General features: G+C 75.9%; 4 protein-coding genes. 1 reads left to right on the top strand and 3 read right to left on the bottom strand.

Annotation, left to right across the window (positions count from 1 at the left end):
- On the top strand, window positions 1-1,369 hold a 1,369-nt coding region (locus EAO70_RS36850), incomplete at its 5' end, for a condensation domain-containing protein (RefSeq protein ID WP_148007126.1).
- Window positions 1,370-1,455: 86 nt separating this feature from the next.
- Here EAO70_RS36850 and EAO70_RS36845 read toward each other — a convergent pair.
- From EAO70_RS36845 to EAO70_RS36835, 3 genes are read right to left on the bottom strand one after another with little or no spacing between them, the layout of a single operon-like run.
- Window positions 1,456-2,784, bottom strand: a complete 1,329-nt coding sequence (locus EAO70_RS36845) for a bifunctional folylpolyglutamate synthase/dihydrofolate synthase (protein WP_148007125.1) — start codon at window positions 2,782-2,784, stop codon at window positions 1,456-1,458.
- On the bottom strand, window positions 2,765-4,576 hold the full coding sequence (locus EAO70_RS36840; RefSeq protein WP_148007124.1) for an AMP-binding protein: 1,812 nt from the start codon (window positions 4,574-4,576) through the stop codon (window positions 2,765-2,767). The genes EAO70_RS36845 and EAO70_RS36840 overlap by 20 nt, the downstream gene beginning before the upstream one ends.
- Before the next feature lie 4 nt (window positions 4,577-4,580).
- Complete coding sequence (locus EAO70_RS36835; RefSeq protein ID WP_261993247.1) at window positions 4,581-5,237, bottom strand: phytanoyl-CoA dioxygenase family protein; 657 nt, start codon at window positions 5,235-5,237, stop codon at window positions 4,581-4,583.
- Window positions 5,238-5,343: the final 106 nt, after the last annotated feature.

The following is a 5,343-nucleotide window of genomic DNA, read 5'->3' as shown; positions in this document are numbered from 1 at the left end:
GCCCCCGCCCCACGTGCGGACCGTCACCGTCACCGTGACCGGCGAGCGGTCCGCCACGGCCCCCCTCACCTGGTCCCAGCGGCTCCAGTGGAACGACACCGAGTGGATGAAGCCGCACGACCACCACTTCAACCACGTCAGGGTCCTCGACCTGCCGGAGGGCACCACCGAGGCCGCGGTGGCCGACGCCGTCGCCACCGTCACCGGCCGGCACGAGGCCCTGCGCACCCGCTACTCGACCGACGCACACGGCACCCCCGTCCAGGTCCTCGACGACACCGTCACCCTGCCGCTGGAGGTCCACCGGACCACGGGCCCCGAGGCCGACCCCGCCGCCGAGGGCGCCCGCCTCGCGGAGTACAGGCGGGCGACCCGCTTCGACCTCGCCGTCGAACTCCCCCTGCGCGTCGCCCTGCTGGAGCACCAGGACCGCCCGGCCCGGCTCGTCGTGGTCGTCTCCCACGTCACCCTGGACCACGCCGGACTCCTGCTGCTGGTGCAGGAGCTCGACACGCTCCTGCACGGCCGCGCCACCCCGGCTGAGCTCGCCCCCGTCACCCACCAGCACCTCGACCAGGAACGCGCCGAGGCGTCGCCGCGCGGTCTGGCCCGCTCCGAGGCGGCCCTCGCCCACTGGGAGGAGATCCTGCGGGCCGCGCCCGTCACCCTCTTCGACCCGCCCGCGGGGGACCCTCCGCCGCTCGACCACCCCGACCGCTTCGGCCAGGTCACCCTCGTCTCCCCGGCGCTCGCCCTGGCGACCGGCACCCTGGCCGCCCGGCTCGGAACCAGTGGCACCACCGTGCTCATGGCCGCCCTCCACAGCGCGCTCGGCACACTCACCGGCCGGCCCGGAGTACCCCTGCGACTCATCGCCTCCAACCGCGGCCTCCCCGAGTTCCGCGACCTCATCGGCATCGCCTTCGGCAGCTGCGTCACCCTCGTCCGCACCGCGGGCGAGGACTTCCCCGACGTGGTCCGCGCGACCGGCAGCGCCGCGATGCGGGCCTACCGCAGGGCCCAGTGCGATCCGGTCGCCCTCGCGGCCCTCAAGGCCCGCGTCGGCGCCGAACGCGGTGTGCCCGAGATCGAACTGACCTGCGGCTTCAACGACCTGAGACCCCCGCGCACCGAGACCGCGGCCACGGCCGCGGAGCTCCTCGCACTGCTGCCGCGCACCGAGACGGCCTGGGACGGCCCGAAGCCCCGCCAGGAGGCCCGCCTCTGGTACTGGGCGCAGGACGGGGACGGTGCCGACGTCCACCACGCCCTGGTCGACCTCTGGTACCTGCCCCGCGAGCGGGCCCGGGGCCTCCTCCTGGCGGTGGAGCGACTGGTGGTCGACGCCGCCGTCCGGGAACTGCCGTAGGGCGGCAGGAACAACGCCTCACGCGGTACGTGGAAGGGCCCCGAACCGATCCGGTTCGGGGCCCTTCCACGTACCGCACGACGTCCTCAGTCGGCCGTGAGCCGATTCCGGACCTCCGCCACCAGGTTGAACGACCCGGTGACGCACACCAGGTCGTCCGGGCCCGCCAGGGACAGGGCGAGCCGGTACGCCGCCCAGGGGTCCGGCTCCTCGTGCACCGGCAGGCCGGGCCGGAGCCCGTCGAGGACCCGGGCGATCTCCGGGGTGGGACGGCCCGAGATCGCGCCGAACTCGGTGTGGGCCCTATAGCGGGTGGCCACCACGGCGTCGAAGCGGCCCGCCACCAGACCGAGGGACCGCCTGCCGTCCCGGCCTGGCGCAAGCGCGAGCACCCCGATGCGACGGCGCCCGGGATAGAGCTCGTCCAGTGCCTGGGCGAGCGCCTCCAGTTTCGGCGGGCAGTGCGCCCCGTCCACGACGACCTCCGGGCTCCGCCGGAGCGTCTCGAGCCGACCCGGCACGGTGACGGCGGCCAGGGCCGCGCGCCAGACCGGCTCGGCGACCGGCAGGCCGCGGGCGGCCAGCGCGTCGACGGCGGTCACCGCGAGGGCGGCGTTGCGGACCTGGTGCGCGCCACGGGCCCGCAGCCACAGCCCCGAACGGTCCCCGCCGGGGCCGGAGAGCCGCCACCGCGTGCCGTCGGCCGTGGCGGACTCGATCTCCGCGATGAGGTCCCGGCCGAGTTCGACGAGGGGCGCCGCCACGGCGGCGGCGCGCTCCCGGACGACCTCGGCGACGCCGGGACCGGTCACCCCGCTCACGACGGGGACCCCGGGCCTGATGATTCCTGCCTTGTGCCGGGCCACCGTCAGGAGGCTGCCGCCCAGGTGCTCGACGTGGTCGTCGCCCACGTTGGTGATCACGCTGACCAGCGGTTCCACCACGTTGGTGGCGTCGGTGGTGCCGCCCATGCCGACCTCGACCACGGCCACGTCCACGGCGGAGTCCGCGAAGTACCGGAGGGCGAGCGCCGAGACGGACTCGAACCAGGTGGGTCCGATGCCGTCGACGAGCCCGGCGAGGTGCCGGGCCCGCTGAAGGAGTTCGCGCGGGTCGATCGGCCGTCCGTCGACCAGGAAGCGCTCGGTGAGGCTGCGCAGGTGCGGTTTGGTGGCGAGGCCGACGCGGTACCCGCCGGCCCGCAGCATGTCGGCGATCATGCGGGCGGTGGAGCCCTTGCCCGCGGTTCCTCCGACGTGGACCACGGGGAGTCCGCGCTGCGGGTCGCCGAGGACGGCCATCAGCCGCCGTACCCGGTCCAGTTCGAACTCCTCGTCCCAGTGGCGGGGGCGCGAGGAGGCGAGCACGGCGTCGTAGAGTTCCCGCGGTGTCGGTTCAGGGCCGGTGTCCGTCACGGTCCGCTCCTTCCCGGGGCTCTCCGCTGCCGGCCAGCAGGCCGGTCAGCAGCGCGGTGAACCCGTCCAGGGTGGGGTGGGTGTACAGGGCGTCGGCGGGCAGTTCCACCGAGAACCGCTCCTCCAGGCGCGTCAGCATCAGCATCGCCTCCAGGGAGGTGCCGCCGAGGTCGAAGAAGTCCGCCCCGGAATCCGCCCCGGCGCCGTCCGCGGTGTGCTCGGCCCAGAGGCCCCGCAGAAAAGCCACGGGACCCGCGTCCGGTCCCGGCCGCCCGGTGGGCTCCGGTACGACGGGAGCCGCGGGCTCCGCCGCCGCGAGGCCCGCGAGGAGGTGCCGCCGGACCTTGCCCGTCGCCCCCCGCGGCAGCTCCGGCACGAACCGCACCGTCGACGGCACCTTCTGCCGCGCCAGCCGCTCGGCGGCGAAGCGGCGCAGCTCGGCGGCGTCCACGGCCGAGCCGACCACGACGGCCGCGGCGACCCGGTCGCCGGAGTCGCCCCCGGCCTCGCCGTACACGGCCGCGTCGGCCACCGCCGGATGTCCGGCGAGGACCGCCTCGACCTCGGCGGGGGAGACCCGCGTCCCGGCCACGTTGAGGACGTCGTCGGCCCGGCCCTCGACGCTGAGCAGTCCGTCGCCGTCCACCGACCCGAGGTCGCCGGCCCACAGCCAGCCCTCGCGGTCGAGCGGCCGCACGGTCCCCGGCGCCACCCACAGGCCCCGGGGCGGCGCCCCCGGATAGCGCAGCCACACCCGTCCGGTGCGGCCCGGAGGGAGTACGGCGAAGCTCTCGTCCCGCACCGAGATGCGGGTCCGGCCGACCGGCGCGCCGACCACCTCGGGCCGCGCGGGGTCGAAGAAGGCCGCGGCCCCGGCCGGGAGGATCTCGGTGGCCCCGTACATCCGCAGGATCCGGGCCGCGGGGAACAGCTCCTGGAGGCCCGCCAGGAGGGCGGGGGTGGCCGCGGCGGTGGAGACGGTCACCATCCGTACGCACGTCAGGTCGTACCCGCCGGCGCCCGCCCGGACCAGGGCCGCCGCCACGGCCGGGACGAGCCCGACCCGGTCGGGGCGGTGCCGGGCGACGGCGTCGAGCAGGCGGCGGGGCGTCGGTTCGACCAGACCGAGGTGGAGGCCGCCGCCGCCGGTGTAGGCGCCGTTGAGGACCCGCTGGCCGCCCGCCGTGCCGATCACCGCGGAGTGCAGGGACCGTTCGGGCTCGGCGGGGACCACGTGCCCGGAATCCGCGGCGAGCGCGAGCGGGGCCAGCAGATTCTCCTCGGAGCAGGCGATCAGCTTGGGGCGGCCGGTCGTGCCCGAGGTACAGACCAGTTCGCTCACCTCCGCCGGCGGCACCTCGGGCAGCGGCCGGGCCGCCGTCGTCGCGGACGGCTCCTCGGCCGCGTCCACCCATCGGGTCCCGGCGGGCGGCGCGACGGGCCGCTCCCGGGTCACCAGATGGGTCGGAAGGACGTCCGCGACGAGTCCGGCCACCTCTGCGGCGGTGAAGCGCGACGAGACCGGCAGGACCGTGGCGCCCGCCTTGAGCACCGCCGCGTGCCAGCAGGCGAGGAGGGTCCAGTCCTCCTCGCCGAGGACCACCACCACCCGCCCGCCGGGCCGCAGCCCCCGCTCGGCGAGCAGCTTCGCCAGCCCGTCCGAGCGGACGTCCCACTCCCGGTGGCTCAGCCCGGGGCCGTCCACCGTGGCGAGGACCACTTGGTCGGGCCGCTCGGCTGCGTTCCGGCGCAGCAGGGAGACCCGGGTCAGCCGGGTCGTGCTCCCGCTCACGCCGTCACGCCAGGGTGCGCGGCGTCAGCCGCGGATCGGGGAGCGGGCGGACAGCGGCGGTGTCGCGGGCCACCAGGAACGGAGGACGGGTCGGTGCGGGCGGGGCGTTGTCGACCGCGTTGTACGTGATCAGGAGCAGGGCCCGCCGGTCGTCGGAGAGGTTGTCGGTCGACGAGTGGACGAGGCTCGGGTGGAAGGCGTGCACACTGCCCGCCGGCCCGACCAGCGTCCGGGTGCCGTGGTCGGCGGAGAGCCTGGCGGCCCGTTCGGGAGTGACGGTGTAGGCGAGGTCGGCCGACACGTGGTCGCGCCAGTGGCCGGAGCGCGCGGCCCGTTCGGGGAGGTCGAGGAGACCGAGCCGGTGGGTGCCGGGCAGCAGGGTGAGCGGCCCGTTGCCCCGGTGCGCGTCGTCGAGGGCGACGGCGATGTTCACCGCGTCGGGCGCGGGCATGCCGTCCTCCTCGCTCCAGAAGGCGTAGTCCTGGTGCCAGGGCCAGGCGGCGCCCTCCCGCGGCGGCTTGAAGTTGACCTTGAACTGGTAGACGTAGACCTCCCGCCCGAGGATCGCCTCGGCCAGGCCGACCAGTTCGGGCAGCCGGACGAGCGCGGCGCACAGCTCGTCCCAGGTGTGGCAGCCGTGGACGGCCCCGGGCTGAGCCACCGGGAGTGGGACGTCCGCTCGGACGGGCTGGCGAAGCTGCTCGCCGAGCGGGGGCTGCGGCCCGGCGGGCGGGTGGTGGTGGTCCTCGGCGAGGAGGACTGGACCC

This window comes from Streptomyces sp. adm13(2018), from assembly GCF_008042145.1.
Taxonomy (GTDB): domain Bacteria; phylum Actinomycetota; class Actinomycetes; order Streptomycetales; family Streptomycetaceae; genus Streptomyces.
This window is presented reverse-complemented; position numbering and strand designations above follow the sequence as displayed.